The following is a 26570-nucleotide window of genomic DNA, read 5'->3' as shown; positions in this document are numbered from 1 at the left end:
AACATCCTACCTATAGGGATTGATTAACACTTGTTACATCAATAAAACCTATAGATATCAATGTGATGCGATGCTTTGTAACGTGTGTAACACTCGTAACGTCGATTTCAGGCCTAGCGGATGGGCCGGTTGAACCTGCCAATAGAAGCCCAGGGTTTTTGTTGGGGATACAGACGGGGATACAGGCTTGTGATCCCTGGCCTTTCCGATAGACGTTTTACGGAAATTACCTGGATAGCTTTAGTTTGAGGTTTCTGATGCTGTTCTGATGTTTCTTAGCGAGCCGAATAGGCTGTATGTCGATGCCACGAGTTTTGGGTGAAAACACTAGGGCGGTCATGTTGCCATCACCCTGCAGGCTGGAAATCACAGCACCTGCAAACGCATCGCCAGTCGAGATATTGTCAATCACGTAGTACAGGGGCTCGACGGTGATGTTTTGCCATTGAAGATGCCCTGTAATGGTAACGAAGTCGATTCGACAAATGCCGCATTCTGTATCGACATACACTGCGTCATTGGTTACATCGAGTGTGTGGCTGTGCGGCCACTCCTGACTTGCCTCCAGCGACGGGAGGCTGCCCATTACTGAGGCTGCGGACATCAAAGAAAACAGCAATTGTGTCGACCGGAGGAGTAGCTCGTTTCGGTACTCATCAAAGGTTGCATGCGTTCGGTGGGCGCTACCGGATGAATCAAATAGCTTGTCCCCAGGTTCAACCGTAAAGTCCACTGTTGCTTGGGGCGCCACGAGTGCCAACTGATACTGCGACCAGCAGAGCAGGGTGGAGGCCATTTTGAAGCATTCTTGCGCGGTGCCCTGCATGGTGAGCTTAGGGAATTGCTCTTGAAGAGGCCTAGTCCAAGCTCTGAACTCGTAAAGACTGATTCCATATTTTTCAGCTTTCTTCCGTGCTGTTGCTGTGTAGCCTGATGCGGAAACTATAGAGCGGTGAGTCACAGAAGGCATGTCTATGAATTTCATACACAGCTGCTCAACTTTGGCCACGTCTAGTGGTGATCCTTCTCGCTTTACTTCATACGCTTTGAATGCATGAGTTACTCCACCGGCCTCCGTGATAGTGACAGTTACGTCAACGTCACGCTCTTCTTCGGCTGTGGCGTCGTAGACCATGTCGCCGATAGTCACATCGACTGCATCGGGATCTGATTTGAGGCAGCACAATCCTACTAAATATTGAACCATCATCGGTGTAAGTGGGTGTTTTGGCATTGACAGACCTATGGTTGTCGGGGGGAGATGGCTAAGGGTGGGGATGACCCCAAGGGTATAGCCCATATCACACTCTTTTGAGGACCGCGTAACGGATTGATGCCTGCGTCATTCTCCAGCCGGAGCAGAACTCTTGTTTTTGGAGATGGACCGATTGCTAGTCTCGCTACGAGTTCGTTGAATCATAGGCAGACTCAAGCGAATGTCTGGGCTGAAGCGAGAAGTCGCTGGGGACCCTGACGTGAAGGAGATGATACGGGGTCGGAAACCCGCGACATCTTGTTAGCGACAGGCATTCCATCTTACTGAAATTTCAACGTTGAAATTGAAAGGATCCTGACGAAAAAGGGGCATCGTTACCGTGTTGGTAAAGATGCCCCTTTGTGTTGCAGATATCGCACGCATGGAGTTCGTCAACCAAGTCAACTCGGTCAACCTGTCAACCAACTTCAAAAATCCAGCCGCTAACACGAACGCGCGGGTTCTTAGCCCCGTGTCTATCTGAAATGCCCAGGGTCCCCAGCGACAGTCCGATTCATAGTGCAAATGCACTGGTGAACTGGAGTTCACCTGGTTCACCTGTTCACTAAGCTGGGCATTTTTCCGCTAATACGATCACGCGGGTTTCCGACCCCGTACCCACCGAACATCCCCAGGGTCCCAGGCGAGTCGGTTCCCCGGTCGATGCATCTCCCCTGTTCGTTGTTGGCAGACGGCACCCCTAGCGTCCGGGTGTTCGGCGACCCAGCGCTCGAATTCTGCATTAGTCGATACCAAGGCAGTATCGCTTTCGCTGGCGGCGCTTATCACTGATGGGGTGTGGGGGCTCGAAAAGACGTGTTACAGGTGTTGCGGGTGTTACGGTAGATATTAACTAGTTGAATTTGTTGGGTTTTATCGGCGTTACACACCCCTCATCTTTCGCGTACATCAGGTGTTACAAGCCAAATAGGTGTTACAGCAGCGTTTACAAATTTGGGTAAACCGTAGGCCGCAATCGGCCGAGGGTGTGTAAAAACGTTTTTGAGCGCGACAGGTACTCAAAACTGGACTGAAAATCGCGCTTCTACGCGAAATCCACATCTGCTGACGTGTCGATAAATTTCAGATTTAACGTAGATGCGCCCAGTTCAATTTTGGCGAATCGTTTTTACACACTCTGGGCCAAAAGCGGTCGGTCGATGCACCTGCTTTAGTACTACATAAGCGTAGGCAACAGGAAGGTAGGTTTGGCAGACGCTTACGCCATGACCCCGGGTACCCACTCTATTCGTTAGAGTCAGACCGTGAAGAATAGCGCTATAGCACCACCTGAGTGCCCAATTCGACCACCCGATTAGAGGGGATTTTGAAGAAGGCAGTAACGCTGCCGGCATTGCGGAACATCGCCACAAAAATCAGGGCCCGCCAATAAGCCATGCTTGAACCTAACTTCGGAATCAGCGTTTCGCGCCCGAGAAAGAACGACGTATCCATCATGTTGATCTCCAGACCTGCCTCACTTGCCAGGGCCAATGCTGCAGGAATATCTGGTTCGTCCTTGAAACCATATTGCACGACCACTTGTGCGAAGTTGCTCGCCAGGCGACGAATTATTAGGCGGTCGTCAATAGGAACATAAGGAACATCAAGAACCTTCACGCTCAGGATAATGATCTGCTCATGCAGTGTTTTGTAATGTTTCAGGCTGTGAATCATGGCATGCGGCACGGACTCTGGCTCTGCGGTCAGGAATACGGCCGTCCCAAGTACACGCTGAACGCCGCCTTCGACAATATTGGCGATGAAGGGCTGCAGCTGCATCGCTTCGGCCGCCAACCGTTCACCCAGTAGTTCGCGGCCACGTTTCCAGGTGGTCAGCAAGATGAAAATAGCCATGCCGAATACCAGTGGGAACCAACCACCGTCTGGAATTTTCACTGAGTTGGCCAGGAAAAATCCGAGGTCAATGCAAATGAAGGGTAATGCCCCCAGAACGGCGCGCAACGGACTCCAATGCCACAATCGAATCGCTACAGCTATGGCCAGAAAATTGGTGATAAGCATGGTTCCGGTAACGGCAATGCCGTAGGCGGCAGCCAGGTTTGAGGACGAGCCGAACCCGACAACCAGAGCAATGATCGATGCGAGCAGCAGCCAATTTATTGCCGGTAAATAGATTTGGCCTATTTGCCGATCCGAGGTGTGCTGAATTTCCAGGCGGGGGGTGTAGCCGAGTTGCATCGCCTGCTGGGTGATGGAAAAGGCGCCGGAGATCACAGCCTGTGAAGCGATGATGGTTGCCACTGTCGCCAGAATCACCAGCGCATAGCGTCCCCATTCCGGAGCTAGCAGATAAAACGGGTTCTGTATTGTCGTCGGATCCGCAAGCAACAGTGCGCCCTGGCCAAAGTAATTGATCAGTAGTGCTGGCAGAACATACCCAATCCAGGCGTATTGAATAGGTTTGGCACCGAAGTGCCCCATGTCGGCATACAACGCCTCGGCACCGGTAATGCATAGAACCACTGCACCCAAGGCGAGAAAGCCAAGGATGGAGTTCCCGAGTAGAAAGTGCATGGCATGCAGCGGGTTGATGGCTGCGAGTACTGAGGGATTGCCAATAATGGCGGCAGCGCCCAACACCGCCAGAACGGCAAACCAGAGCAGCATCACCGGCCCAAACAGGGCCCCTACGCCGGCGCTGCCCTTGCGCTGAAAGGCGAACAGGCCAATCAAAATGGCCACGGTAATGGGGATGATGTAAGGCTTGAACGTGGGCGTGATGATTTCCAATCCCTCGACAGCCGAGAGTACTGAAATCGCTGGGGTAATGACCCCATCCCCGTAAAACAGCGCCGCACCGAAAAGCCCGAGAGTAACCAGCAGTTTTTGCTGCCAGGAACGCTCCACACCTTTCTGCAAGGCTAGGGTCATTAGCGCGATGATGCCACCTTCGCCCTTGTTGTTGGCCCGCATGATGAAGACCACATATTTCAGCGTGACCACAATGATCAGCGACCAAAAGAACAGGGACAAAACTCCCAGTACATTTTCCGGGGTAATGGCAACCGGATGGTGAGCGCTACCGAATACTTCCTTGAGGGAGTACAGCGGGCTGGTACCAATGTCGCCATAGACAATGCCTAGTGCAGCCAGCGTCAATGTAGCCAGACGCTTTTTGCCTTGTTCGTCGTGCATGCAAGTCCCCTCAAGGCTGGAAGCGGTAACCCACGCCTGTTTCTGTCAGAAAATATCTGGGTTGAGTCGGATCGTCTTCGAGCTTCTGGCGCAAGTGCCCGACATAAACGCGTAGGTAGTGACTGCTCTCGACATAGGCCGGCCCCCAGATTTCCCGCAGCAAACTGCGTTGGGTCAGGACCTTGCCGGGTTGTCCCAGCAGGCATGAGAGCAGTCGATATTCAATCGGAGTGAGGTGAATCGTCTCGCCGTCACGGACCACCAGTCGGCGCGATAAATCCACGCTGATGGTGCCGAACTCGATAATCGGGGAAGCCGCTTCCGCACTCCGACTACGGCGTCGCAGAAGCGCGCGAACCCTTGCACGCAGCTCGCCAACACTGAAGGGCTTGGTCAGGTAGTCGTCGGCCCCGGCATCCAAGGCATCGATCTTGTCGTTTTCCTGCGATCGTGCAGACAGAATCAGTACCGGAACATCGGACCAACTACGTAGGTCCCGTATCAGGTCGATGCCGTCTCCATCCGGTAGACCTAGGTCGAGAATCAGCAGATCGGGCTTTCTCGTTCCCGCTTCGATCAGGCCGTGGCTCATCGTTTCAGCTTCAGCCACCTGGCAGCCTTCTGCTTCCAGTGCCAGCCGAACGAAACGACGGATTTGCTTCTCGTCTTCAATAACCAGAACTTTGGCTGAGGTCGAGATCATGGCTGCTCTTCCTCAACAATCGGTGGTGTCCCTTTGGGCAGGGTAAAGCTGACGCTGGCTCCACCGCCTGGTCGATTGTCGGCGCTGATCCGTCCGCTATGCGCTTCCACAATGGCTTTGCAAATGGCCAACCCAAGCCCTGTCCCCGGTTTGTCAGATGCGCCTTCCCCTCGGACGAATATCTTGAATAGATCGTCGCTTCGTTTGCTCGAAAACCCTGGACCAAGGTCTTCGACACGGACCTCTACGTTGTCGTCATTCTGTATGGCCACCAATTCAATGGCACTACCTTGAGGCGAATACTTCGCAGCATTTTCAAGCAGGTTGCAGAGGACCCGTTCGATCAGGACTGCGTCATAGTTGAGCAACGGCAACCCCTTTGGGAGGGTCACTTTGATGGGATGTTCAGTCAATGCGCTGCCAAGCAACTTGATGCTGGCACCAATTACCTCTTCAAGCAGCTGCCACTCACGCCGCAAGGTGACTTCACCAGCATTCAGCCGGGCCATATCCAGAAGGTTGCTGACTAGACCCGCCAGGCGCGCGGCCTGCTCGTGCAAGGCCTGAGCAGTTTCCAAGGCCATCGCAGGCAACGCCGGCTGGATAAGCGATAACGAGTCAGCCAAGCCAACCATTGCGGTTAACGGCGTACGAAGATCGTGCGATAGCGCCGCGAGAATAGAGCCGCGTAGGCGCTCTGTCAGCATATTAACTTCAGTGGTTTGCGCGACTTTGACGTAATGCAGGCGTTCGACCGCGACTGCAATCAGGGACGCGAGGGTCTCTAATAGTGATAGGGCATTGCTTGAGAGTTTTGGCGAGCCTTCTGCGAATTTGACTGCAAGTACACCTCGAGTGCGCATCGACGACCGCAAGGGCAGATACAGCGGCGCATAGCCCATGCTGTTGAGTTCGTCGTTACGCACCAGTTGTCCACTCTCCAGCGCGACTTGGGCAAGGCGCATTTCAACCAGCGGAGATCCGGGCTTAGGCGAGTTGCTCAGCACTTCTTGTTCATTGGGCAGCAAGATGACTGACTGTGCATCGAATTGCGTCTTGATGAAGGACTGGCCAATGTCCACTACCTGTTCAACGGTGAGGGTTCCGGCCAGTTGGCGGGCCAGTTGATACAGCGCCTGCGTTTGTTGTTCGCGGAAGTGAGATTGTTGTGCCCTTTGTTTCAGTCCGGCGGCAAGCTGCGCGGTCGTCAATGCGGTCACCAGCATGACGCCAAACGTGACCAGATACTGGATGTTGCTGACTGCCAGAGAAAAACGTGGCGGTACGAAAAAGAAGTCAAAGAGTAAAACGCTGAGAACTGAGGCCAAAATGGCTTGATTGCGCCCTAGCTTTGCCGCCACCAGTTGCACGGTCAGCAGGAACAGCATCACGATATTGGCCAAGTCGAGATAAGAGAGCAGCGGTGTGGCTACAAACGTCATTGCGCTGCAGGCGAGGACGGTCAGTAAATACCCCCGTAGCGAGGTGAATTTTTCCGACTTACTTCTCCACAACGACACCTCGTTGGTCATATTGAGCATCCTCTTACGATAAGCAACAGACTAGCCACCACCGTGTAAAAACGCTGACTATTCTGGTGAGCTTGGCGTAGAAATGTCGTAAAGATTTCGGCAGGTATTGTGAACGGTGAACCAGTTCTTCGAGCCAGGTATATTCGCCCCGAGGTTCTCGTTAATGGGTATCCCATGCCCCTGTGGCCAAGCGTGCTCGCCTTCTTATTGCTCGCGGTTTTGAGCGTCTGGATGTGGTCGCTCACACTGTCGCGAGCAGGGTGAGGCTGATTCATCCTGGCCGAACCACCACACCCGAAGGCTGGTTCGTCTGGATGGACATCTGGAGCGTCGGCTTTCGCGGCTATACAGAAGCCAACGTTCATAACTCAACCGGTCGTGGAAAGCAGAAATCGGCTGAAAGCAGTCCTCCACGAATGACTGTTTTTTGGCCGCTTTCTGCCTCTCGCGACGGGCAGAAAATGGCCGAGAGGCGCCCGTCGTATGGATAAAGGTTGACCGCCAGCTTTTTAAGCCGCGCCATTGCAACTGTACCGAGCGTCTGCCGTTGCAACGTTTTTTCAAGTTGGAATTCTGCCTCGCATCACCCAGCAGTCCTCTTCATCAGCGTCCGTTCAATCGCCCAATGTTTGCAGACTCCTCCTCTGTACTGGCTCGTTACCCAACCCAGTATCAGTGAACTACTGACGCCTACGGCGACTAAAGCAGTGAAGGGTGGGCAGGCTTAAGCCTCGGACTAGCGGGTGACACAAGTTCAGATCTGTCCTACAGACCGCTCACCATCACATGGGGTAACCTCGCGGCGCCTGCAAAATGCTCTTCGCCTCCACCGACGGGGGCTTTTTATGCACGACAAGGACGACGAATGATTTCCTCTGCTCGATTGGGTGACAAACATGTCTGCCCTATGCCCGGTCATGGCACCACCCCGATTACCTCTGCCTCCGCTGACACAAACATCAACTTCATGGGTTCTGCTCGTGTGGGCGATACCTGTGGGTGTGGCGCTGTTATCACGACAGGGTTTCCGTCCATCCAAGTGAACGGGCGTCCTATGGCTCACTTGGGCAGCCCTACCAGTCACGGCGGAACCATCATCACTGGGTCAGGCGATGTCGGTGGCGGCTTTTTCATGGGGGATGCTGGTGGTGCAACAATCATCAACTTCATGGCGCTCGGAGCATTCCGGCCAGATGGCACTGTGGACGATGAGAAAATGGCCACACTGCTGGCTGATCCAAAGCTGACAGAGAAGGCAACCGCTGCAAATGCTCTTGTAGATCCTAAGGCCGCTGCTAAACGGCCGGACGCGAAGCCTGAACCAGGAGCGGACCCCGCCGTTTGCAATCACCCCGACGAAATGGAAGGGCTGGCCAACTACATCGCTGATGAGATGAACCGAAACATACAGAGCCCGGAAGTTTTAAGGATGCAAAGGCTTAACAACTATGATCCCACTGCGGCAGACAGGGAGCCTCCACAACTCTCAGGCTTGGGCGGACCAGCGGCCCGCGCCCTGAGCAAGTACAGGGACACGGCTACATCGTGGGTAATCTGGGCAAGTAAAGTGGGCCCAAGGATGGACTGGGATCACAAACCGAAGCTTCGTAAGTTGTTTGTTGGCCTGCACCATAAACAGGGGGCTTACGAGTACTTTTACGACATCTGGTCGAACATCCACTATGGATACGTAGGAATCATAGGTGGCTTGTCAGAGAGCGAGCTACTGGATGGCGCTGGCGCTGCACAATTTTTGTCGGACGCCGCTACCAAAACTGGCGAGATGAGCAAACCTGAAGCGGAGAGAGTGCATCCCGGTCCACATACTACGGCGAGTCCATGGACTGAACCGCGATCATGGGACGACGTTGCCGATAGGGTATCCATTGAAATTGGGATCAAGCTCGCCAAACAGCATCCCACAGGGGGAGTAACCGCGAAGATGATCATGGATGAAGTATTAGCAGTACCACCAGCGAATTGGGGGGATGGAATCCGTGCCCACAAATGCCAATAAGCGTCGGACATGGTACATACGGATACTGTGGATACCTGTGTTGTATTTAGTGGTCACTCACTGGGACATAGCTTTGCCGACCGTGAATGTTCACTACTCTAAAACTGGGCGAGATGAGTTCCGGTACATCTGGAACGTCCAAGACCGGATTTACAAAGGTGGAATGCTTCCTGGAGGCGGTGCAATTGATAATGGGGTGCTTTTCCCAGACGACGAATTCTTCATGGAGTTTTCGTGGTGGAGCAAAAAAGAGGGGCGTAATCATTGCATCAGCATCTCGCCGAAGTGGCCCAACACCGACATCTACCTAGACGCAGATGGCAACATCGACATGCGAAAAGACAGCGGAACTGACGCAGACAGGTTGAAAGACTGTCAATGGGACCGAGCTAAGCCTTAGGTATATGCCAGCGTTGCGGGCGGTAGATGATAGCGGCTCGCTCACACCAAAGGACTGTCATCCTGCACTGCGATAAAACGGAGAATGTGAGCGAGCGAGTGAATTCTACACTATGAGTCGTCCTTGATTTAGTAGGCACCTCCGACCGGCAGCTATGGTCGGAAGTTGCTGCCGAATTTGAATGCAACGGAAGCTTTCGCGAGCTTCCGCTTATCCTGATCACCGTTTTTTCAGCTTATGCTCGATTAGCCCCATTTCTGCTTTGATCGCGGTGATGGTGAGCTTCTGCGTTGCTGTGCTTTTTCCGATGTTGGTATCCACGATCTTGAGTAGTGCGGTTAAGTAGGCTTTTCTCGCTTTGAGCGTATCGGAAATGGTTGAGCTGTTTTGTGTCGCTGCATTCATGACTTCGATCCTTGGAGTGATTTAAACAGCCCACGTACGCGGGCTGTTTCAGGTGATTTAGGTCATTACATCGCTAGCACGTCTTGCACGGTGTGTTGGCGTGCACGCTCTGACAGTTCATTCCATTTCCAGCTACCGAAGTTTTCCCCTTCTTCCGGAATGACCAGTTTGAAAAGCATGACCTGATCGCGGTCAATTAGGTGGTAGGCTGCCCATAGCTTGCCCCCAGCGTCCAGCAACGCTTGAGCCGCTTCATTCCAGTTCTCTTCCAGTGCCATGTGCGCGAGCAGTAGGGCAGTCCTTTCGATTTTCTTGTGCTCCTCCTGCGCTTCGGTGATGTGTCGGTCGACAGTCACCAATTCCTGCTCCAGTGCCGTGATGATCAGATGTTGACGACGGTGATGCTCGGTCGCCGTGTTGAGGTTTTTCGCGGCCTTTTGCGCATCGGCGTTTGCAGTCTTCTCGCCTTCCGTATCACCCCAGGCAACAGCCTGTGCATAGGCCGTTGCCGCCTCTGTCTCGGCCTGTCGTGCCTTTGTGATGTCCTCCTGTGCCTGCTGCCGGATCTGATCCAAACGGGTGCTGAGGCTCTGTCGCTTTTCGTTAAGCTCCTGCTCGTCTACTTTCCAATTTGCCATGGCCTCGACGTAGCCCTCCATCAAGGTTTTACGATTGGCAAGGTTCTCACGACGATGAATCTTCCGATTCAACGTGTGGATCTCCAGGTCCAGCGAGTCAAACTTCCGCTTCCGCTCGTTGTACTGATCTCGCACTTCGCGTTCCCGACCCTGTTCGATGACTTCGGGACTTTCCAGTGCTGTCTCGAGGGGGAGCAGTTCGGTTCGGACACTTTCCATCTCGATGGTCAGTCGTTCGCGGCGTTCTTTCAGTTCTTGGATTTCGTTCATCTGTATTGTCTCTGTGCAATTCGATTGTGGGTTGGTTGAGTGGCTGGCGAGGCCGGGAGTGAGCCGGCGCTACCTCGATCAATAGGGATGCCGTCAGGCAGCCCGAGCCTCGCTTTCATCCGTTCCCGGAATCGTCTTCACGATGTAGCAGCGTTGCGGGCCGAGGCCGGGCAGACGGACCAAGCTATATGCCTTGCCATCGCTCCCAGGCTCTAAAGCGCCGCGCTGTAGCAGCTCCTTGTTCACTGCATTGATGTTCATGCCCCGGAAGATCTCCGAGCGCCATGACTCGGGCAGCACGTAGTAGGTATTGGTGGTGTGAAGGGAGTCGCCCAGTCCGTGCTCCAGCGTCTTGCGAAAGCCGAGGCGATCGACGGTGCGCGGGCCGTGTTCGTCGATCTTTGCCGCGGCCGATTCCCAGCGTGTGAAACGACTTTCGCCGAAGCGCTCAATGACTTGGCGCAGCCGCGCCAAGATGGCATCCCCCTCGAAGTTACCGGCGCCGCCCCGTTCGTTCATCCATGCGTTGAGGCACACGCGAGCGGCGGTGGTGGCAGTCCCATCGGGCCAGCCGGTAATCCCCATCGCGGTGGCCAGCTCACCCGCTGCGGCCGCGAGGCCAAAGCGAGCGGCTGCACGTTGTGCTTGCCCGCTGGCCGAGGCCGGTAGCGACTGGGCGATAAAGCCTTCAAGCGTGTGTCGCAGGATGGCGGACCAACCGTGGCGTTTGCCCGGTTCGCACAGCGCCGTCAGGAAGGCTGTAAGCGGTGTGCCGTAGTACTTCGCTACCCGTGCCTTGAGCGCGTCGGCCAGTGACGCCGCATCCTCAAAGCCGTTGAGTGCGTCGAACATGCCGAGGCCTTTGCTCGCATCGGCCGGGACCGCGAGCATGCGTACCTCCATGCCCGCTTTCAGTTCCTTGTTAGCTTCGGCCATGTGCTGGGCCAACGTCTTCTCGCCGGTCGAGAGAAACAGCAGACGCCACTCCTGTACCTGGCGGCCTGCTTGGCCCCGGTCATTGGCGCGCGCCTTGCCGGTGCCGTTGCCAAGCATGTACACGGTCTCGCCGATGATGCGCGGATCGCACATGCCTATCTCATCCAGCACCAGAAGGCCGTCGGAATGCGCGGCTGCGATGGATTCCAGCGCGTTATCGGTGGAGCGCCACGAACGCACCAAGCGCGGCCCGCCGTAGATCGAGGCAGCAACTTGCAAGTGCGTGGTCTTACCGCCCGAGCTGTCGCCGTACAGGTGGAACCCGCCCGACTCATGGCCAAGCATGTGGAGCAGCGGGCCAGCAAAGGCCACGCCGACGACGAACGCTAAGCGATGGTTGCCCGCGCACAACGCGCCGATCTGCTCCTGCCACTGCTCAAGCGTGCCCGCTTCGCTGATGGGTGGAAGCTGCGCACCGACCTCATAGAAGTGCAGGTGTTCGCTGTGCGCGCCGACCTGTTGCTCGGGCAGTAGGAAGGCGCTGTTGTGCCAACCCAAACGAGTGACCAGCCGCGCTCGTTGCGCGCTGTCGAATCCGCCGAGGTAACTCTGCAGGTCATTACGTGCATTGCGTCCCGAACGGTTTCCAGCGAGGCGAAGTCCCATGTCCACCAACGGGCCGAGCACGTCCTTGCCGAAGTCGCCGGTCATGGTGCGCGCCGGGATGTTCCAGCGTTTTTTTGCGCCGTCGGGATCGTCGAACTCGACCAGCAGGCCCCAGTTCTGGCCTTTGTCGTCGCGGGTGCGGGCAAGGATTTCCAATGGCGAACACACCGGGCGCGCTTCGCCGTCATCGCCCGCATAAAACACGCCTTCGGACGTGAGGCGAAAGCCACCGGGCATGAGGTCATTTTTCGATTTCGTGGGTCGCTTCGCTGCTGCTTTCGCCTTCGGTTCTGGTTTGGTCTCGGCCTGCTCAGGCGCCGGCTTTTCGACAGCCAAGCCGAACGGTTCACCGCTGCTTTCCAATTCGGCGAGATGGGCCGCTGTCCAGCCTTTGGCGAGTGCATCGGCTGCATCGTCGCCGTCGTCCCATTGACCACCTTTGGCGAAGACTGCGCCGCCGTTCTTCAGCGTAGGCTTACGTTTGAACACGTCCAGCGCGACGACCCGCACCGACGCGGCACCGATTTCACGCAGTTTGTTGGCGACGGCTTCCATGCAGGCTTTGCCGCTGACATCGTTGTCCGGCCACAACAGCACGTCGCGTCCTTTGAGCGGTGTTAGGTCGGCTTTGTGCCAGGAGTTGGAGCCGTTCGGCCAGCAGGTGGCCACGTAGTTGGGCAGCAGTTCGGCGGCGGCATCAGCGGCTTTCTCGCCTTCGCACAGGATAATCGGAGCGGCAGCGCGCTGGACCAGTTCATCAAGGCGCAATAAAGGGCGTGGATCCGGCAGCCCTTGCCAGCGCCATTGCGTGGTCTGGCCATCGGCGCGCTGACACCACGTCAGTGGCGCAAAGACCTTCTTCGGCGTGCCGTCTTCATCGGGTCCGAGATCGAAGCGGTAGAGCGCCATGAGTGGCTGGCCCTGCGCATCACGGTATATCCACACCTTGGACGGCGCGCCGTGCTGTCGATGCTTGGCCGGGCACTGGTTCATGGCCTCGGTCGGGATCGGCTGGATGGCAATCCACTCGGGTGTTTTGGTCTTGCCGGGGGCAGCCTTCGACTGGGCGGCGCCGGGCGAGACGTTCAGATGGCCTGCCAGTTTGTTGCAGGCCTCGACGTCGGTGCCGCCATCCAGATAACGCACCAGATCAATCAGGTCGCCGCCCTTGTCACCGGTGGCGAAGTCGGCCCAGGTGCCCTTGCTCAAATTGACCTTGAGCGAACCGGCTCGCTTATCGCTGCGGGTCGGGTTCGGGGCGGTGTATTCCTTGCCACCGTCTACGCGCTTGCCGTTGGGCAGCCAGTGCGAAAGGACATGATTAATGTCTTTCAGCGCGGCTACCTTCACGTCGGCAAAGCTCGGACGTTTTGCGGTGCTGTTTGGGCGTTGGCTCATGTATCAGCCCTCTGCAGAAACAGCGCGTCGTTGATGTCATCGATCAGCGCTTTGGCCATCTCGCCCAGGTACAGAGCAGGCCAGCTGAAACGGTCGCCCTGATCGCTCATGGCGGCGTCGAAAGTGAGCTGGTTGGCGTGATGCTGCAGCAGCGACACCATCTCCAGCGCGTCTTCGACCGGGATACCGGCATTGACCCGAAACAGCTTCAAATCAGTAGCGTTGACACGGGAAAAGGTGGCATGGCCAAGGGTGGTGGACATGGTCATAGCGCACCGCCTTTCTGCATTGCAGGAGTCGAGGTGGTGTCGCCGTGCAAGGCGAGGGTCTTGATCAGGCCGAGGGTGCCGCGCACGTCCCAAAGAACGGCAGCTATGACGTGGTTAGCGAGGCGCGAGGATTCGTTTTCGAAGTGATCTTCTAGCAGCGTCAGTACCGAATCAGCGCGTTCGATGGCGCAGGTGATGGCGTCGATGGGCACACCGGCTTCGACGGTTTTGCTGACGCACAGCAGGTCTTCGGGCAGGGCACAACTCAGGGTGTTGTTCATTGGGCATGCCCTGCGGTTCCGAAATTCTCGCATTCGCTGTTATGAGTGCAGCAGCAGGTCCATTCAGGGGAGTGCCTATAAAACTTGGCATGAGGGGGGCATAACACTTCTACTCGGCAGACTCCATAGGAACGGAATGACTCAAGTGCAATCACAGATGTAGTGTTTGACAAGCAGCAGCGTCCAAGGATGCAGCCCGTGTGGTCTAGCAAGTAGATGATGATATGCTTAGCTGGTTGCATTGCGGTCTGCTCAGATTTGCTTTGTGACAGTCGGGTCAGTGGTGCAAACACTGACTCGACACTTTCTGGCTTCAGATCCCCCTCGCTTAAAAATCCTTCTTGTGCCGTTGGTGATGTAGTTGTGCTCATCGGGCACCTTCCTTCGCTGCGCGCTCGATCCAGCTCTTGAGTTCGGTCATCAGAATCAAGCGTCGCTTCCCGAGCTTGAATGCCTTCAGTTCACCCAGTGCAATGACTTCGTAAATCCCTGATCTAGTGTGGCCAACCAAGCGGGCAGCTTCTTCGACGCTTACCGAAAGTGGAGGGCAGCTTGCTATTTGCGACATGGTTTTCTCCTGCGGCGATGGTCTGTGTGTATCCACGGCAGAAGGTTATGACTACAAAAGATTTTTGTAAAGCAAAATGCTTTACGGTTGTGTCCGGTTGTTGCCGATTGCGTTTTGCATTACGCTGAAGGTCTACAGGAGATTAAGACATGGCAAAGCTCAACCCGAAGCAATCCAAGCTCACACCGGTTTCATTTAGGCTTGATCCAAAGGTTAAATTCGCAGCTGAAATTCTGGCGCGTTATCAAAGGCGATCCCTCGCCAGCACGGTGGAGTGGGCTTTGCTAAGATCCTTAGAAGGTAGTGTTCAAGTCGGTGTCGAGGAGGGGGCTGCTGTAACACTTAACGAGCTCGTTAATCTTTCTTGGAGTGAAGACGATTTTATACGAGCTGTAAATATTGCATTTTTAGTTCCTCATATGGCCACACATGAGGAGTCTTGTATCAAGGCAGTCATTCTTGCATCGAAGTCGCTTTGTTTTACTGATAGTAATAAGCGGCATTATCATGGGGTTGATAAAGTTAATTTTGATGCTTTATTGCTAATGCGGGAATTGGTAAAAGAGCGTGCGAATATACTTTCGGTTTCAGGAGAGCTGAAACCGATAACTGAAAGGGAGTGGGCAAAAGTTTTCGTGGAGTCGGGTTCTGTCAGCGCTAGTTTAGAAGAGTCTGAATCTACAGGGGAAAGTCTAGAACAGAAATTAGAAAATCTTTCACTAAAGATCTTGGAGCGCGACCAGTACCTCATCAGTCTCCAAGCAGAGTGCAGAGGCTTGAGGTCGAGGTGTGAATCGCTTGAAACTGAGAGCACGTGGAATCGAGTAAAGCTAAATTAATTCGACCGCCGCAGCCTTTGTAGCCGGTGCTAGGTGAGCGTAGCGAAGTGTCATTTTGATGTCGGCATGCCCCAGCAGGTCTCGCACAGTGTTGAGCGGTACGCCAGCCATCACTAACCGCGAGGCAAAGTCGTGGCGCATATCATGCCACCGGAAGCGCTCAATTCTTGATCGTTCAAGTAATTTAGACCAAGCACTCTTTACGTCTTCTAGGCGCTCTCCGGTCTGACTAGGAAATACATATTGAGATTCGTTAGATTGTTTTTTCCAGTCGGTAAGTGTGCTCAAGGCCTCTCTGTTCATCGGTATGTGACGTGTATCATTAGTTTTGGTCGTCTCGCCCCGTACGGTTATCGTTTTTGTGTCAATGTTCACGGCTGACCATTTAAGATTAAATATCTCCCCGCGTCGCATGCCAGTATTAAGTGATACAAGAACTAGCGGTTTAAGATGGTCGGTAAATGGCAATATTGCTAGGCTTGGCATCAACTCTTTTTTTCTCTCAGAGCGCCATCTATTTGCGCTTTCACGTTCCGCCCGCATTTCGTCCTGCCTGATATCTAAGGCGGCGCGCAAGCGTTTCGTCTCATCGGCACTCAAGTATCGAGCCTGTCCCAGTGTATCGACCTTGAGCTGTTTCACTCTGGCGAGAGGGTTGGCACTGATGTACTCCCATTCGACGGCTCGACTGAATACACCACTGACTGACCCCATTTTTCGATTCACCGTCGATGCCTTGTTGCCAGCCTGCATCCAAGAGGTACGAATTTGTTCCAGGTCGCGCCCGGTGATCGCATCCAGCCGCTGAGCCATGATCGCGTCAAAGTTGTTGTCGAGTGTATGGCGGGTTTTTTCGTGGCCTTTGTGGTGCATTACAAACCACGGCATATAGGTGTCGTCGATAAACTCCCGTAAAGAGGGTAGGGCGGCGCCTTTGCGACCTTGCATGATGGCTAGTGGTTCGCCGTGTGTATGCGCGTCTGAAAGGTACTGTGCGGCTTCGGCTCGTGCTTGTTCGAGCGTTAGCACGCCAACTCGACCGAGAGTGGCATTCTTGTTGCGACCCCAAGTGACCATAAATGACTTATGGCCGCTGGGCAGCACACGGATAAAGAGACCTGGCTGCGCAGTGTCGTGTACGCGGTATGTCTTGGCTTCAGCCGCTAGGCTATTTATTAGCTTCTGTGTGATTTTACTTTTCAAGCGATGCGGCTCCATGACAGCAGGGTGACAGCAGAAATGACTATACGGAGCTGTTTTAATGGACGCAACCGGACAGACTGCCCAGTAAAATAGGGTTTTGATCAATGGTTACTGGACTTGTGATGTCCCTCCTAAGGGGAAGGTTGGCAGTTCGAACCTGCCCTGGGACACCATAAATTTGAAAGCCCCACGCAGAGTGATCTGGTGGGGCTTTTTTGTGGCTGTCTACAGCGGTGGATTCAACTCCAGCCCAACATCAAGCCGTCAGCGTATGGTCAGCCTCCCCAAACCAGGTGCGCACCAGATCGGTACCGCTCGTGCCCGTGTTGGCAAGAACCGCCACATCGGAGAAGTTCGTACCATTGGCTGCGCCATCGGTATCCACCTTCACGGTGATGTCGCTGCCGGACTGCGCCAGTTGGACAAAATCGGACACCTGACTGGTGCCGTTGACGAAGTTGGCGTTGAGCAGCGCGGAGAGGTCGACTGTGTCACCTTCGGCGAAGCTGTAGTCGAGAATATGGTCGCCGCCTTCATTCACGTTGAAGTAGGCGAACACATCGGCTCCCGCGCCACCGCTGAGAGTGTCCTCCCCGCCACGACCCACGATGATGTCGTTGCCGTCGCCGCCACTGAGTACGTCCGCCGCCATGCTGCCCACCAGTGTGCCGCTGGATTCGCCGTGGTAACTGACTTGGGTACCGGCTTCGCCGCCGTCGGTGGCCTGGAAGTCATTCACCGAGTAGTGCCCCAGCAGGTTCACTTCGGCCCGGTGCACACCGTCGTCCACCGTCAGCAGGCCTCCGGCGCCAGAGGCGTTGGCGCTGTAGCTGAGTTGGGTGTTGGCGCCGAAGGCGAGATCGCCGAAGGTCAGCATGTCATCGCTTTCCAGGCCGAGGATACCGACCAGCGAGCTCGCCGCTTCGGCCTGTGCGATCACCAGTGTGCCCGCACCTTCGCCGTGGAAGGCGACGGACCCGTGTGCGGCGCCGGAAAAGGTCAGTGTCGCGTCGCCGTCGATGGTGGCGCTGCCGTTACCCATCACGTCGGCCAGCAGGCGCATGTCGCCACCGTTGGCCCACAAGTGGCCGGAGTTGTCGACCGCACTGGCCACCGTCATGCCGCCTTCACTCGTAGACTCAAGCACCCCGCTGTTGGTGATGGTGTGGCTACCGGTGTCGAGCACCAGGCTGTTCAGCCCGCTAGCCAGGATCAACCCCGCATTGACCAGCACCATCTGCCCGGCGCCCAACTGGCCAGCGCCGGAAATGCGGTTGTCGACGTTGGTCAGGACTGTGTCGGCGCTGCCGCCGAAAATCACGTTTTGTGCGCTGTCGGATAGCTGCACCTGACCGCCACCGGTCAAGGTCGCCCCACGGAACAGAATCTCAAGATTGGTCTCGCTGCCGGTGGAGCCGAGTTCAATGGTGCCGCTGTTATGGATGCTGCCACCGAACGGCATGATCGCGCCGTCGGCAATGGTGAGGGTACCGGTATTGGTCATGACCGGATCCACATCGAACTGGAAGTTCGCTTCGCTCAAGTCTGCCGCATCGACACCTTTAAGGGTGACCGACTGGCCGGAGCTGATGCTGACCAGCGCATTGCCGTTGGTGTCGTTAGCGATACTCAAATCAGCAAAGCCGGTGATGCCCGCGAAGCCGATCAAGTCGATCTTGTCCGCCGTGACATCGAAACTGTAGATCTGGTTGTTGCCGATCGGCTGGGCGAAGACGAAAGTGTCGGCACCGGACGAGCCAGTCAGGTTGTCGTCAGCGGACAAGGCGAAGATCGGCGCGTCGGGGGCATAGACTTCGATGTTGTTGAACACATAGGCGCTGGCGGTGCTGCCATCGCTGTTGCTCCAGTACATGTTGACATCAAGTACCAACGCTCCCGCGAAGTCACTTGGGGTTGTCACCGTCAATGCGCCAGGATCGCTGGTCTGCACGGTCCAGGTGCCGTCGCCGTTGTCAGTTCCCGCATTGAATATCCATCCCGAGGGAACACCGCTGATTGACACCGTTATCGGGCCGCTAATATCGGCCGACGGAGTATCGAGGGCTAGATTGATGGGTTCGCCGGCAACACCTGCCGGAAGGTTTGCACTGCTCCCGGCAGCACCAGCATTACCCGCCAGGTCGGTGTAGCTGTTCGCGGTAACGTCGACTTTCACGCTACCGCCCTGCGTTCTGGTCAGCGTTGCCGTGTAGGTATCGCCGTCTACCTGCGTAAAGTTACTCCAGGTTCCGCGGGGCGTTCCGCTTGTTGTAGTCACCGTGACGTCCGAAAGGTTGAAGCCGCTCACAACCTCACTGAACTGGAATGTGACCGTCGACGTCGAACCGTTCGAACTCCCTAAGGTGGTCCCCGTCACGCTCACTGTCGGTGCCACGGTATCAACTGGAGTCTCAACTACGTTCTGCACGTTCACCGTAATCGTCTGGGTGTCGGTTCTGCCATTGCCGTCCGCCACCAGAACGTCCACAACATAGGCATTGTCACCGTCAGCACCACCGACATCCTGGGCATTCTCGTAATCCGGCGCCGAATTGAACGTCAGCACCCCGCTTGAACTGATCGAGAACTTGCTGAAGTCCGTCCCGGCCGTATTCAGGATCGAGTAGCTCAGGGTTTGCGCCGGCAGATCAGCGTCTGTCGCCGTCACTGTCGTGACCGCCGTGGTGTTCTCCGCCACGTTGACCGAAGCCGTCGCACCACCACCGTTGGAGGTGATCACCGGGTTGTTGTCATTGACCCCCGTCACGTTCACCGCGATCGCCTGGTCGTCAAACAACGTGCCGTCCGATGCCCGCACGATCACGTCATAGACGTTGTTCGTTCCTGAATCAGTCGGCGCCTCAAAGTTGGGCGCAGAAACAAAGCTCAGCGCGCCCGTGCCTGAAACGATCGAGAACTTCGCGGCGTCCGCTCCGCCAACGATGCTGTAGCTCAGGGTTTGCGTCGGAAGATCGGCATCGCTCGCCGCCACTGTCGTGACTGTCGTGGTGTTCTCCGCCACGCTGACCGAAGCCGTCGCACCACCGCCGTTGGAGGTGATCGTCGGCGAGTCGTTGCTGCCGTTGATGGTCACCGTCACCGCAGTCGCGGTGCCGTCGGCGCTAAGTACCGTGAAGGTGTCGGTCAGGCTGTCGCCGACATTGAGTGCGTCGAAGGCCGAGTTGGCGGTATAACTCCAGTTGCCCGCGGTATTGATGGCGAAGGTTCCGTTGGCGCCGGCGGTACCGGATTGGGCCTGGAAGGTTTCCGGGTTGTCGACGTCGCTGATGGTGAGGGTGCCAGCTGTGGTCAGCGGGGCATTGGTTTCGGTCAGCGTGACGCTGGCCGAGGACAGCACGGCGGCGTCGTTGCTGCCGTTGATGGTGACCGTCACCGCGGTCGCGGTGCCGTCGGCACTGAGTACCGTGAAAGTGTCGGTCAGGCTGTCGCCGACATTGAGTGCATCGAAGGCCGAGTTGGCGGTATAGCTCCAGTTGCCCGCGGTATTGATGGCGAAGGTTCCGTTGGCGCCGGCGGTACCGGATTGGGCCTGGAAGGTTTCCGGGCTGTCGACGTCACTGATGGTGAGTGTGCCGCTGGTGGTCAGCGGGGCATTGGTCTCGGTAAGCGTGACGCTGGCTGAGGACAGTACAGCCGCATCGTTACTGCCGGTGATGTGGACGGTGACCGAAGTGAGGGTGCCATCGGCGCTGCTCACTGCGAAGGTGTCGGTGTAGGTGGTGCCAGCGACGAACTCGTTGTGGGCGGAGTCGGCGACGTAGGTCCAGGCACCGCCAGTGCCGATGGAGAACTTGCCATAGCTGCCGGCGGTGTTGGACTGCGCGACGAAGGTTGCGGCGCTGTCGACATCGCTGATGGTCAGGCTGCCGTTGGTGGTCAGCGGGGCATTGGTTTCGGTCAGGTTGGCGATGCCGGCGGACAGTACGGCGGCATCGTTGGTCCCGAGGATATGCACGGTGACCGAAGTGAGGGTGCCATCGGCGCTGCTCACTGAGAAATTGTCGGTGTAAGTGGTGCCGGCGACGAACTCGTTGTGAGCGGAGTCGGCGACATAGCTCCAGGCACCGTCAGTGCCGATGGAGAACTTGCCGTAACTGCCGGCGGTGTTGGTCTGGGCAACGAAGGTCGCGGCGCTGTCGACATCGCTGATGGTCAGGCTGCCGTTGGTGGTCAGCGGGGCATCGGTTTCGGTCAGGTTGGCAATGTCGGCGGACAGCACCGCGGCATCGTTAGTGCCGAGTATATGCACGGTGACCGAAGTGAGGGTGCCGTCGGCGCTGCTCACGGCGAAAGTGTCGCTGTAGGTGGTGCCGACGGCGAATTCGTTGTGGGCGGAGTCGGCGACATAGCTCCAGGCACCGTCAGTGCCGATGGAGAACTGGCCATAGCTGCCGGCGGTGTTGGTCTGCGCGACGAAGGTCGCGGCGCTGTCGACATCGCTGATGGTCAGGCTGCCGTTGGTGGTCAGCGGGGCATTGGTTTCGGTCAGGTTGGCGATGTCGGCGGACAGTACGGCGGCATCGTTGGTCCCGAGGATATGCACGGTGACCGAAGTGAGGGTGCCATCGGCGCTGCTCACTGAGAAATTGTCGGTGTAAGTGGTGCCGGCGACGAACTCGTTGTGAGCGGAGTCGGCGACATAGCTCCAGGCACCGTCAGTGCCGATGGAGAACTTGCCGTAACTGCCGGCGGTGTTGGTCTGGGCAACGAAGGTCGCGGCGCTGTCGACATCGCTGATGGTCAGGCTGCCGTTGGTGGTCAGCGGGGCATTGGTCTCGGTAAGCGTGACGCTGGCTGAGGACAGTACAGCCGCATCGTTACTGCCGGTGATGTGGACGGTGACCGAAGTGAGGGTGCCATCGGCGCTGCTCACTGCGAAGGTGTCGGTGTAGGTGGTGCCAGCGACGAACTCGTTGTGGGCGGAGTCGGCGACGTAGGTCCAGGCACCGCCAGTGCCGATGGAGAACTGGCCATAGCTGCCGGCGGTGTTGGTCTGCGCGACGAAGGTCGCGGCGCTGTCGACATCGCTGATGGTCAGGCTGCCGTTGGTGGTCAGCGGGGCATTGGTTTCGGTCAGGTTGGCGATGTCGGCGGACAGTACGGCGGCATCGTTGGTGCCGGTGATATGCACGGTGACCGAGGTAAGGGTGCCATCGGCGCTGCTCACTGAGAAATTGTCGGTGTAAGTGGTGCCGGCGACGAACTCGTTGTGAGCGGAGTCGGCGACATAGCTCCAGGCACCGTCAGTGCCGATGGAGAACTGGCCGTAGCTGCCGGCGGTGTTGGTCTGCGTGACGAAGGTTGCGGCGCTGTCGACATCGCTGATGGTCAGGGTGCCGCTGGTGGTCAGCGGGGCATTGGTTTCGGTCAGGTTGGCGATGTCGGCGGACAGCACCGCGGCATCGTTAGTGCCGGTGATGTGCACGGTGACCGAGGTAAGGGTGCCATCGGCGCTGCTCACCGCGAAGGTGTCGGTGTAGGTGGTGCCGGCGACGAACTCGTTGTGGGCGGAGTCGGCGACATAGCTCCAGGCACCATTGGTGCCGATGGAGAACTGGCCGTAGCTGCCGGCGGTGTTGGTTTGGACGACGAAGGTTGCGGCGCTGTCGACATCGCTGATGGTCAGGCTGCCGTTGGTGGTCAGCGGGGCATTGGTTTCGGTCAGCGTGACGTTGGCCGAGGACAACACGGCCGCATCGTTAGTGCCGGTGACGGTGACGGTCACCAACTGAGTGTCGACGCCGCCGAGGCCATCGCTGACCTGCACGCTGAACACTTCATCGTGACTTTCGCCAGCCCCCAGCGACTGCACCGCACTGGCAACACCATCGGTGCCATTGGCGAGGGTGTAAGTCCATTTTCCAGTGCTATCCACCGCGATCGAGCCGTAGATGCCGGTATTCGTACCGGCAATGCTCCAGCTGGCCGTAGCAGCATGATCGATGTCGGCGGAGCTGAACTGGCCACTCACGCTGAGCGTGGTGTCTTCCTTCACCGCGCCGGCATCGTTGCCCGTTGCGAAGCTGAGCACGGGCGCATCGTTAGTGCCGCTGACGGTAACGGTCACCAGCTGAGTGTCCACGCCGCCGAGGCCATCGCTGACCTGCACGCTGAACACTTCATCGTGACTCTCGCCCGCCTTCAACGACTGCACTGCACTGGCAATGCCATCGGTGCCATTGGCCAAGGTGTAAGTCCATTGGCCGGTGCTATCCACCGCGATCGAACCGTAGGTGCCGGTATTCGTACCGGCAATGCTCCAGCTGGCCGTCGCAGCGTGATCGATGTCGGCCGAACTGAACTGGCCACTGACGCTGAGCGTGGTGTCTTCCTGCACCACACCGGCATCGTTGCCCGTCACGAAGCTGAGCACGGGTGCGTCGTTAGCGCCGCTGACGGTGACGGTCACCAGCTGAGTGTCCACGCCGCCGAGGCCATCGTTGACCTGCACGGTGAACACTTCGTCATGACTCTCGCCAGCCTTCAGCGACTGCACCGCGCTGGCAATGCCATCGGTGCCATTGGCTAGGGTGTAAGTCCATTTTCCGGTGCTATCCACCGCGATTGAGCCGTAGGTGCCCGAAGCCGAGCCATTGATTGTCCAGGTGGCTGTGGCAGCGTGATCGATGTCGGCCGAACTGAACTGGCCACTCACGCTGAGCGTGGTGTCTTCCTTCACCGCGCCGGCATCGTTGCCCGTTGCGAAGCTGAGCACGGGCGCATCGTTAGTGCCGCTGACGGTAACGGTCACCAGCTGAGTGTCCACGCCGCCGAGGCCATCGCTGACCTGCACGCTGAACACTTCATCGTGACTCTCGCCCGCCTTCAACGACTGCACTGCACTGGCAATGCCATCGGTGCCATTGGCCAAGGTGTAAGTCCATTGGCCGGTGCTATCCACCGCGATCGAACCATAGGTGCCTGTATTCGTACCGGCAATGCTCCAGCTGGCCGTAGCAGCGTGATCGATGTCAACCGAGCTGAACTGACCGCTCATGCTGAGCGCGGTGTCTTCCTGCACTGCGCCGGCATCGTTGCCCGTCATGAAGCTGAGCACCGGCGCATCGTTAGTGCCGGTGATAGTGATGGTCACCGTCTGCGTCGCCGAGGCAGCGTTAGCCGCGCCGCTGTCGTCGGTCGCGACCACCGTGTAGGAGAAGGTGATGGTTTCACCCGCGCCGAGGAAGTCGAGGTTCTGGTTGCTGCTGTAGTCCCAGCTGTTCTGATCGACCGAGAAGCCGGCGACCAATGCCGAGGCCATGCCCGCATTGAGCGTGCCGCCGCTCCAGGCGATGTCGCCGTTGGAGGTCTGCGATACGGTCACCGTGTCGTTGCTGTCCAGATCGCTAAAACTCAGTGCGCCGCTGTCGCTCAGGGTGACCGTGCCGTTGCCTTCGTTCATCGCACCGTTGGTGTCGGTTATCGTCAGTGTTGGCTGGTCATTGGTGCCGGTAATCGTGATGGTCACGGTCTGCACCGCGCCGTCGCCAATCGCCACGTTATAGGTTTGGGTGACGCTCTGGCCTGCGCCGAGGAATTGCAACGCGGTGTTGTTCACCGCGAAGTTCCAACCCAGCGAACCGCTGCCCGTACCGGTGCTGTCGCTCAGGGGATTGGTGGTGAAGCTGCCCAGATAGCCGGAAGCGCCCGGTGTAACAGTGACGCTGTGGGTGTCGATCAGGTCGGCGTCGGTGAAGGTGATGCTGCCGCTGGCCGCATAGTCGCCGCTGTCTTCCTTGGCATCGCCGGCCTGCACGCCGCTGGTGATCTGCACCTGGTCGTTGGTGCCGGTAATCGTGAGGGTCACGGTCTGCACCGCGCCGTCGCCAATCGCCACGTTATAGGTTTGGGTGACGCTCTGGCCTGCGCCGAGGAATTGCAACGCGGTGTTGTTCACCGCGAAGTTCCAGCCCAGCGAACCACTGCCCGTACCGGTGCTGTCGCTCAGGGGATTGATGGTGAAGCTGCCCAGATAGCCGGAAGCGCCCGGCGTGACAGTGACGCTGTGGGTGTCGATCAGGTCGGCGTCGGTGAAGGTGATGCTGCCGCTGGCCGCATAGTCGCCGCTGTCTTCCTTGGCATCGCCGGCCTGCACGCCGCTGGTGATCTGCACCTGGTCGTTGGTGCCGGCGATGGTGATAGTCACATTCTGCGTTGTCGACGAACCATGCCCATCATTGATGGTGACCACATAGGTTTCAGTAACCGTCTGCCCCTGGGCCAGGTATTGGGCTGCCGCATTGTTCAGGGTGTAAGTCCAGTTAACGGTGCCGTTGGCTGAGTTGGCCGCTTCAGTCACAGAGGCAAGGGCAAAGTTGCCCAGCGCTGTGGTATTGCCGCCCGCAGCCACGAATGAGGCAGTATGCGTGTCACTCAGATCCACATCGCTAAAGGCAATAGTGCCCGACGTGCTCAGCGAGTCGGGCAAGTTCGGCGTTGTGGTCGCATCTTCGGTTACCGTGCCGGCCTGCACGGCGATGTTCATCGTCACACTGTCATTCATGCCAGCGAATTGCACCTGCGCAGTGGCCCAACTGAGCGTGCCGTTGCCCAGACGGATCGCATAGGTAAAGCTGTCTGTCAGGGAGCCTCCGGCAGCAAGCGACTGGAGTTGTGCCTTGAAAGCAGTCGACAACGTAGCGGCGTCGTAGCCGACCTTGCCATCCGACGAAATCCAGATCTTCGCCCCGTTGAAACTGGTGTCAGTACTCGTCGTCTCAATTCTGCCCGTGTCCTGGATCAGGAGGTCGGCCGGCGCATAAATCTTGGTGGCAGTAGAAAGACTGGTCGCGTCATCGAGTGACCAAAGTGTCTTTGCGTTGCCGCCAAGGTCATTGGACATGACGTCCAGGTACATGACCCCTAGCAGGTCTTCAGTGATGGCCGCGGTGCTCGCGCCAATAACACCGGTAGTGAAAATGTCGTCCTGCGCCTGTGGAGTGTTGGAAAGCGAAGTAACGGTGCCGCCGCTGGTCGTTGTGGTGGTAGCCATGTCTTTCTCCCGAAAATGCCATTTTTTTATTTTTAAAATCGCTAGGGACTGCTAACAGGACGATGTCCCGTTCTTGCGCCGCTCAGGTTGTTCTGGGGCGGTGCGAGGCGGCCGTCGGACATCGTCGGCCAGCTGACGGGACAAGCGCTGCCGGTAGAGGCGCGCGGGTATTGCGGGGGTGGAAATGTTCGCCGCGCTTGAGCCGCGGATCGCAGGACAAGTCGGGCATACGTGGACGCCAGCCTGGGGCTGCGCTGCGCATGGCACGCAATAGACTGAGAGTACCCATGTGGAAGGGTCTCCTGGAGAAAGGCTGGGTGAGGCCGTGTTTTGGGGTAGCACCGACTCAGGGATACGGCCTTTCCTGATATCAGTTTGATGTCTGTTTAGTTGTGGGGTCAGGCTTTGTAAAGGTGTTAAGCGCGGTTAACAGTGCGGCGTGCCAATATTCCGACGGATGGGTATTTAGGTGTCAATATTATGTCGATTTGTTTTTGGCGAATGGACCGTGGGCACTCAACAATGGCGTGTCTCGAATGAGCTGAAACCCCAATGGGACGTGGGCTGGCTGAGTCATAAAACGTTGGGATCATCAAATGCCGGTCTCGATGGCTGCTCGTGGCATACCGTCGAACGGCGTCTTCCGGCGCCTGGGCCAGGGTGATACCGCTCTGTTCCTTAATGCGCGACAAGCCGACCGCGCCATCGGAACCGCTGCCCGAGAGCACCAGGCAGAAGGCGCGCTCGAGGTGCACTTGTGCCAGATCGGGCCTCGAACCACGGTAGATAGGTGTCATGTATGAAGGCGCGCAGGGTAGGGGAGGTCGCACCTTTACGGCCTTGGGGGACTGCCAGTGTTTCGCCGTGCTCGTGGGCATCGGCCAAATAGCGGGCGGTTTCCTGGCGGAAGGTTGGCAGTTCGAACCTGCCTTGGGACACCATTAATTCGTACCTCTTCGGTCACCTTCTGACAGGGCATGTTCCCCTCGTCAGCAAATAGCACCAAGAGGCAAAAAAG

14 protein-coding genes and 1 pseudogene are annotated in these 26570 nt (G+C 57.2%); 2 read left to right on the top strand and 13 right to left on the bottom strand.

Going from position 1 to position 26570, the window contains the following annotated elements:
- Nucleotides 1-226 precede the first annotated feature (226 nt).
- From ACSQ87_RS24650 to ACSQ87_RS24635, 4 genes are all read right to left on the bottom strand, one after another.
- Entirely contained in the window at nucleotides 227-1300 is a 1074-nt protein-coding gene (locus ACSQ87_RS24650; RefSeq protein WP_436274573.1) for a hypothetical protein, read from the bottom strand.
- A 1233-nt stretch (nucleotides 1301-2533) separates the two neighbouring features.
- Nucleotides 2534-4414, bottom strand: a complete 1881-nt coding sequence (locus ACSQ87_RS24645; protein ID WP_436274572.1) for a potassium transporter Kup — start codon at nucleotides 4412-4414, stop codon at nucleotides 2534-2536.
- A 10-nt stretch (nucleotides 4415-4424) separates the two neighbouring features.
- On the bottom strand, nucleotides 4425-5117 hold the full coding sequence (gene kdpE / locus ACSQ87_RS24640; protein WP_436274571.1) for a two-component system response regulator KdpE: 693 nt from the start codon (nucleotides 5115-5117) through the stop codon (nucleotides 4425-4427).
- On the bottom strand, nucleotides 5114-6649 hold the full coding sequence (locus ACSQ87_RS24635) for a DUF4118 domain-containing protein (protein ID WP_436274570.1): 1536 nt from the start codon (nucleotides 6647-6649) through the stop codon (nucleotides 5114-5116). Before ACSQ87_RS24635 ends, kdpE begins: the two co-directional genes overlap by 4 nt.
- A gap of 865 nt (nucleotides 6650-7514) precedes the next feature.
- Here ACSQ87_RS24635 and ACSQ87_RS24630 point away from each other — a divergent pair.
- A complete protein-coding gene (locus tag ACSQ87_RS24630) occupies nucleotides 7515-8666 on the top strand; it encodes a polymorphic toxin type 44 domain-containing protein (RefSeq protein WP_436274569.1) in 1152 nt (383 codons plus the stop codon).
- A 619-nt stretch (nucleotides 8667-9285) separates the two neighbouring features.
- Here the strand turns inward: ACSQ87_RS24630 and ACSQ87_RS24625 are convergent.
- The 6 genes from ACSQ87_RS24625 to ACSQ87_RS24600 form a co-directional block, all read right to left on the bottom strand.
- Nucleotides 9286-9471, bottom strand: coding sequence for a hypothetical protein (locus ACSQ87_RS24625; protein WP_436274568.1), 186 nt, complete (start codon nucleotides 9469-9471; stop codon nucleotides 9286-9288).
- A 65-nt stretch (nucleotides 9472-9536) separates the two neighbouring features.
- A complete protein-coding gene (locus ACSQ87_RS24620; protein WP_436274567.1) occupies nucleotides 9537-10379 on the bottom strand; it encodes a chromosome segregation protein SMC in 843 nt (280 codons plus the stop codon).
- A gap of 93 nt (nucleotides 10380-10472) precedes the next feature.
- Nucleotides 10473-13379: a DUF927 domain-containing protein gene (locus ACSQ87_RS24615; RefSeq protein WP_436274566.1), complete on the bottom strand. Its 2907-nt coding sequence runs from the start codon at nucleotides 13377-13379 to the stop codon at nucleotides 10473-10475.
- Complete coding sequence (locus ACSQ87_RS24610) at nucleotides 13376-13648, bottom strand: DUF3077 domain-containing protein (RefSeq protein WP_414913948.1); 273 nt, start codon at nucleotides 13646-13648, stop codon at nucleotides 13376-13378. The genes ACSQ87_RS24615 and ACSQ87_RS24610 overlap by 4 nt, the downstream gene beginning before the upstream one ends.
- Entirely contained in the window at nucleotides 13645-13929 is a 285-nt protein-coding gene (locus ACSQ87_RS24605; protein ID WP_436274565.1) for a hypothetical protein, read from the bottom strand. The genes ACSQ87_RS24610 and ACSQ87_RS24605 overlap by 4 nt, the downstream gene beginning before the upstream one ends.
- 367 nt (nucleotides 13930-14296) lie before the next feature.
- On the bottom strand, nucleotides 14297-14497 hold the full coding sequence (locus tag ACSQ87_RS24600; RefSeq protein ID WP_095191750.1) for a helix-turn-helix domain-containing protein: 201 nt from the start codon (nucleotides 14495-14497) through the stop codon (nucleotides 14297-14299).
- 149 nt (nucleotides 14498-14646) lie between these two features.
- Between ACSQ87_RS24600 and ACSQ87_RS24595 the strand changes: the two genes are divergently transcribed.
- A complete protein-coding gene (locus ACSQ87_RS24595; protein ID WP_436274564.1) occupies nucleotides 14647-15336 on the top strand; it encodes a hypothetical protein in 690 nt (229 codons plus the stop codon).
- Here the strand turns inward: ACSQ87_RS24595 and ACSQ87_RS24590 are convergent.
- From ACSQ87_RS24590 to ACSQ87_RS24580, 3 genes and pseudogenes are all read right to left on the bottom strand, one after another.
- The gene (locus ACSQ87_RS24590) at nucleotides 15328-16539 is read right to left on the bottom strand and encodes a phage integrase (protein ID WP_436274563.1); all 1212 of its coding nucleotides are present in this window, start codon (nucleotides 16537-16539) and stop codon (nucleotides 15328-15330) included. The genes ACSQ87_RS24595 and ACSQ87_RS24590 overlap by 9 nt on opposite strands.
- Nucleotides 16540-16795: 256 nt before the next feature.
- Nucleotides 16796-25552: a VCBS domain-containing protein gene (locus tag ACSQ87_RS24585; RefSeq protein WP_436274562.1), complete on the bottom strand. Its 8757-nt coding sequence runs from the start codon at nucleotides 25550-25552 to the stop codon at nucleotides 16796-16798.
- A gap of 598 nt (nucleotides 25553-26150) precedes the next feature.
- Nucleotides 26151-26319, bottom strand: a pseudogene (locus tag ACSQ87_RS24580) (chemotaxis protein CheB); the annotation flags it as partial.
- Between the last annotated feature and the right edge of the window lie 251 nt (nucleotides 26320-26570).

This window comes from Pseudomonas sp. LjRoot277, from assembly GCF_964253845.1.
Classification (GTDB): domain Bacteria; phylum Pseudomonadota; class Gammaproteobacteria; order Pseudomonadales; family Pseudomonadaceae; genus Aquipseudomonas.
This window is presented reverse-complemented; position numbering and strand designations above follow the sequence as displayed.

Excerpts from the sequence above, each read along its gene's own strand:
- ACSQ87_RS24605 (WP_436274565.1), bottom strand. The coding sequence starts at position 13,929 with ATGAACAACACCCTGAGTTGTGCCCTGCCCGAAGACCTGCTGTGCGTC.
- ACSQ87_RS24615 (WP_436274566.1), bottom strand. The coding sequence starts at position 13,379 with ATGAGCCAACGCCCAAACAGCACCGCAAAACGTCCGAGCTTTGCCGAC.
- ACSQ87_RS24600 (WP_095191750.1), bottom strand. The coding sequence starts at position 14,497 with ATGTCGCAAATAGCAAGCTGCCCTCCACTTTCGGTAAGCGTCGAAGAA.
- ACSQ87_RS24620 (WP_436274567.1), bottom strand. The coding sequence starts at position 10,379 with ATGAACGAAATCCAAGAACTGAAAGAACGCCGCGAACGACTGACCATC.
- ACSQ87_RS24650 (WP_436274573.1), bottom strand. The coding sequence starts at position 1,300 with ATGGGCTATACCCTTGGGGTCATCCCCACCCTTAGCCATCTCCCCCCG.
- ACSQ87_RS24630 (WP_436274569.1), top strand. The coding sequence starts at position 7,515 with ATGATTTCCTCTGCTCGATTGGGTGACAAACATGTCTGCCCTATGCCC.
- ACSQ87_RS24625 (WP_436274568.1), bottom strand. The coding sequence starts at position 9,471 with ATGAATGCAGCGACACAAAACAGCTCAACCATTTCCGATACGCTCAAA.
- ACSQ87_RS24595 (WP_436274564.1), top strand. The coding sequence starts at position 14,647 with ATGGCAAAGCTCAACCCGAAGCAATCCAAGCTCACACCGGTTTCATTT.
- ACSQ87_RS24585 (WP_436274562.1), bottom strand. The coding sequence starts at position 25,552 with ATGGCTACCACCACAACGACCAGCGGCGGCACCGTTACTTCGCTTTCC.
- ACSQ87_RS24645 (WP_436274572.1), bottom strand. The coding sequence starts at position 4,414 with ATGCACGACGAACAAGGCAAAAAGCGTCTGGCTACATTGACGCTGGCT.
- ACSQ87_RS24610 (WP_414913948.1), bottom strand. The coding sequence starts at position 13,648 with ATGACCATGTCCACCACCCTTGGCCATGCCACCTTTTCCCGTGTCAAC.
- ACSQ87_RS24635 (WP_436274570.1), bottom strand. The coding sequence starts at position 6,649 with ATGACCAACGAGGTGTCGTTGTGGAGAAGTAAGTCGGAAAAATTCACC.
- kdpE (WP_436274571.1), bottom strand. The coding sequence starts at position 5,117 with ATGATCTCGACCTCAGCCAAAGTTCTGGTTATTGAAGACGAGAAGCAA.